This is a genomic window from Streptomyces sp. ICN903, from assembly GCF_022015835.1.
Lineage (GTDB): Bacteria > Actinomycetota > Actinomycetes > Streptomycetales > Streptomycetaceae > Streptomyces > Streptomyces fenghuangensis.
On the sequence record NZ_JAKMAY010000451.1, the window covers coordinates 1 to 3218 of the forward strand.

Sequence of the window (3218 nt, forward strand, 5' to 3'; positions counted from 1 at the left end):
CCCCGAAGCCGCCCGCCGCCGGTGCGCCGCCCGCCGCCTCCCCGCGGCGGGCGGCGCACCGGCGTCACCGGCCCCGGCGGGCGCCCTACCGGTCGCCGGGGCGGACCAGCCCGCTCTCGTAGGCGTAAACGGCGGCCTGCACCCGGTCGCGCAGGCTCAGCTTGGTCAGCACATGGCCGACATGGGTCTTCACCGTCGTCTCGCTGACGAAGAGGTCCGCGGCGATCTCGGCGTTCGACAGGCCGCGCGCCACCAGCTTGAGCACCTCGACCTCGCGGTCGGTGAGCGTGCCCAGCGCGTCGGGCACCTCCTCCTCGCCCGAGGGCAGCTTCCCGGCGTACTTGTCCAGCAGGCGCCGGGTGATGCTGGGGGCGAGCATCGCCTCGCCGGCCGCCACCACCCGGATCGCCTGCACCAGCTCGGCGGCCGGGGCGTCCTTGAGGAGGAAGCCGGACGCGCCCGCGCGCAGTGCCTCCACCACGTACTCGTCCAGGTCGAACGTGGTGAGCACCAGCACCTTGGCGGGGCCGTCCCGCTCCGGGCCGGTGATCTGCCGGGTCGCCTCCACACCGTCCATCCGCGGCATCCGGATGTCCATCAGGACCACGTCCGGCTGGAGGGCCCGCACCTGCTCCAGCGCCTGCAGGCCGTCCCCGGCCTCGCCCACCACGGCGATGTCGCCCTCGGCCTCCAGGATCATCCGGAAGCCGGTGCGCAGCAGCGGCTGGTCGTCGACCAGCAGGACGCGGATTGCCACGGGAACTCCTATCGGGAACGGGGGCTCGGCAGGCCCATTCTCGCCCAGCCGGCCGCGCCCTCCGCCCCCGGGAGGGGGCCCGGTCGGCCACCGCGGTCAGAACCCCTCGCCGCCCTCCCCGCCGGCACCCGTGCCACCGCCCGTGCCACCGCCCGCATCGCCGCTCCCGCCGCCGTCCGGATCCAGCGGCAGCCGGGGCTGGATCATCAGCGGATACGGCGGGGGAGTGCCCCCGAACTCCGGGCACAGCGCCTGGTGGGCGCACCAGCCGCACAGCGGGCCCGGCCTGGGCCGCCAGTCGCCGGTCTCGGTCGCCTGCCGGATCGCCTCCCACAGGGCCAGCAGCTTGCGCTCCACCCCGCGCAGGTCGTTCTCGTCCGGGTCGTAGGTGAGCACGTCGGTGCTGCCCAGGTAGACCAGCTGCAGCCGGCGCGGGATCGTGCCGCGCAGCCGCCACAGCACCAGGGCGTAGAACTTCATCTGGAACAGCGCCTCGGCCGCGTACTGAGGCCGGGGCGCCTTTCCGGTCTTGTAGTCGACGATGCGGACCTCGCCGGTGGGCGCCACGTCCACCCGGTCGATGATGCCGCGCAACCGCAGCCCGGACTCCAGGCGGGCCTCCACGAACAGCTCGCGCTCGGCCGGCTCCAGCCTGGTGGGGTCCTCCAGGGAGAACCACCGCTCGACCAGCTCCTCCGCCTGGGCCAGCCACCGCGCCAGCTCGGTGCCGTCGGCCGCGCCCTCGCCCGGGGCCGCCCTGCCGTCCTCGGTGAACAGCTCCGCCAGCTCCGGCCGCTTCGCCAGCAGCCGCTCCCACTCCCGCACCACCAGCGAACGCGCCCGGCGTACGCTGCGCTCGGCGGCCGGAGCGTCGAACAGCCGCTCCAGCACCGCGTGCACCACCGTGCCCCGGGTGGCCGCGGGCGTCGGTTTCTCGGGCAGCCTGTCGATCACCCGGAAGCGGTACAGCAGCGGGCACTGCATGAAGTCGGCGGCCCGCGAGGGTGACAGGGAGTTGGGCGGCGAGGCGGGCGAGGACGCCTTGCCGGATGCCGGATGGGAGACCATGGACACGACCCTACGGCCCGCCACCGACACACCGCCGCTTACCATCGATGGCGTACCCCTTCGCACCCTTCCCCGCACCGCACGGCCGCGGGGGCCGACCACCGGGTGCGAGGGCATCTTCTACGAGGGGAACCCGTGGCGGACACGGACAACGGCGGGCGGCCGGAGCCCGGCCCCGGCGAATCGGCGGACGGCAGGCCGAAGCGCCCGCGGGAGAGCGGCGGCGGCATCCTCATGGGCCGCCCCTTCGGTGTGCCCGTGTACGTGGCGCCGAGCTGGTTCGTCGTCGCCGCGCTGATCACCTGGGTCTTCGGCGGCCAGCTGGAGCGCGTGCTCCCGGAACTGGGCGGCGCCCGCTACCTGGTGTCCCTGTTCTTCGCGGTGGCCTTCTACGCCTCGGTGCTGGTCCACGAGCTGGCCCACACCGTCGCCGCACTGCGCTTCAAGCTCCCGGTGCGCCGCATCCAGCTCCAGTTCTTCGGCGGGGTGTCGGAGATCGAGAAGGAGAGCGAGACCCCGGGCCGGGAGTTCGTCCTGGCCTTCGTCGGCCCGCTGCTCTCCCTGGTGCTGTCGGGCGTGTTCTACCTGGGGCTGTTCGCCGTCGAGCCCGGTACCGTGCCCGCGGTGCTGCTGGCCGGGCTGATGGTCTCCAACCTCATCGTCGCGATCTTCAACCTGTTGCCGGGCCTGCCCCTGGACGGCGGCCGGATGCTGCGCGCGGTGGTGTGGAAGATCAGCGGCAAGCCGATGACCGGCACCGTCGCCGCGGCCTGGACCGGCCGTGCGCTCGCCGTCGCCGTCCTGATCGGGATGCCGCTGCTCAGCTACGCGGGGGGCTACGGCGCCGAGGAGGGCTTCGGCGGGGTGGACTCCATCACCGACGCCCTGCTCGCCGCCATCCTCGCCGCGATCATCTGGACCGGCGCCGGCAACAGCCTGCGCATGGCCAGGCTGCGCGAGCGCCTGCCGGAGCTGAGCGCCCGCGCCCTGACCCGCCGCGCCGTCCCCGTCTCCGCCGACACCCCCCTGTCGGAGGGCCTGCGCCGCGCCAACGAGGCCGGGGCCAGGGCCCTGGTGGTCGTGGACGGCCAGGGGGAGGCGGTCGCCGTCGTCCGCGAGGCGGCCATCGCCGGGGTGCCCGAGCACCGGCGCCCCTGGGTGGCGGTGAGCACCCTGGCCCAGGACCTCACCGAGGGCATGCGAGTGTGGGCCGAGCTGGCCGGGGAGGAGCTGCTGGAGCACCTGCGCGCCACCCCCGCCACCGAGTACCTGGTGGTGGAGGGGAGCGGCGAGATCTACGGGGTGCTGTCGGCCGGCGACGTCGAGCGGGCCTTCGTGGCGGCCATGGCCAAGCCCGCCTCCTGACCGCCGCCCCCCGCGAACCCCGTCCCGC

Annotated in this window: 3 protein-coding genes; 1 reads left to right on the plus strand and 2 read right to left on the minus strand. The window is 74.5% G+C overall.

Features of this window, described 5'->3' with window-relative positions:
- Positions 1-85: 85 nt before the first annotated feature.
- Together L7D48_RS27520 and L7D48_RS27525 are read right to left on the minus strand one after the other, a co-directional pair.
- The gene (locus tag L7D48_RS27520; protein WP_101257219.1) at positions 86-757 is read right to left on the minus strand and encodes a response regulator transcription factor; all 672 of its coding nucleotides are present in this window, start codon (positions 755-757) and stop codon (positions 86-88) included.
- A 96-nt stretch (positions 758-853) separates the two neighbouring features.
- Positions 854-1825, minus strand: a complete 972-nt coding sequence (locus tag L7D48_RS27525) for a RecB family exonuclease (protein WP_237883616.1) — start codon at positions 1823-1825, stop codon at positions 854-856.
- A gap of 135 nt (positions 1826-1960) precedes the next feature.
- On the opposite strand from L7D48_RS27525, the gene L7D48_RS27530 reads away from it, so the two are divergent.
- The gene (locus L7D48_RS27530; RefSeq protein ID WP_237883617.1) at positions 1961-3190 is read left to right on the plus strand and encodes a site-2 protease family protein; all 1230 of its coding nucleotides are present in this window, start codon (positions 1961-1963) and stop codon (positions 3188-3190) included.
- The last annotated feature ends 28 nt before the right edge of the window (positions 3191-3218 follow it).